1 protein-coding gene is annotated in these 679 nt (G+C 34.9%); it reads left to right on the top strand.

Annotated features, from left to right (window positions below):
- Positions 1-31: 31 nt before the first annotated feature.
- Positions 32-679: N-acetylneuraminate synthase family protein (locus EI28_RS12560; RefSeq protein ID WP_369792317.1), on the top strand; the 648-nt coding region annotated here is incomplete at its 3' end.

The following is a 679-nucleotide window of genomic DNA, read 5'->3' as shown; positions in this document are numbered from 1 at the left end:
TAAAAGCAACCCACTAAGTAAGCGCTATTATATTTATGCGGAAACTGCTTTTATTCACGAAGGGGATAAGAATTACCTCCTAGAATTAATTAACAGTGCCAAAAAAGCGCAGTGCGATGGGATAAAGTTTCAGATGTTGCTGGATGTCGACGATGCCTATGTCGACAGTTTGGACAACTATTATAGTATTAATAAATGGTGTTTCACAGAAGTGGAATGGACTGAGATTTTATCATATGGAAGAGATCAAGGTCTTGAAATTGTTGTTCTACCTATTGATGAAAAGGCACTTATTTACTGTACTAACCATAGTGAGCTGATTAATGCCATAGAACTTCATTCAATTGCACTAAATGATTTTCAAATGCTTAAGAGAATTAAAGATTTGAAGGATTTTCCTATAATATTGGGGGTTGGGGGAAGAACAATAGATGAGATAGAATATGCGCTCAATTTTATTTTGCCAGAGAATATTCCTATAATTATGTATGGAATGCAAAATTTCCCTACGGATCCACATGATGTTAATTTATCTAAAATAGCGAAGTTAAAGGCTATTTACCCTAGTTTCGTTATTGGTTACGCTGATCACACGGTCTATGATGGAAATGGCGACTTAATGATTCAATTAGCATACGCTTTAGGTGCAAGAATATTCGAAAAACACATCACGTTAAAA

Source organism: Methanoculleus sp. MH98A, from assembly GCF_000691865.1.
GTDB lineage: Archaea > Halobacteriota > Methanomicrobia > Methanomicrobiales > Methanoculleaceae > Methanoculleus.
The sequence above is the reverse complement of the archived record's forward strand: the minus strand, read 5'-3'. Positions and strand labels throughout refer to the sequence as shown.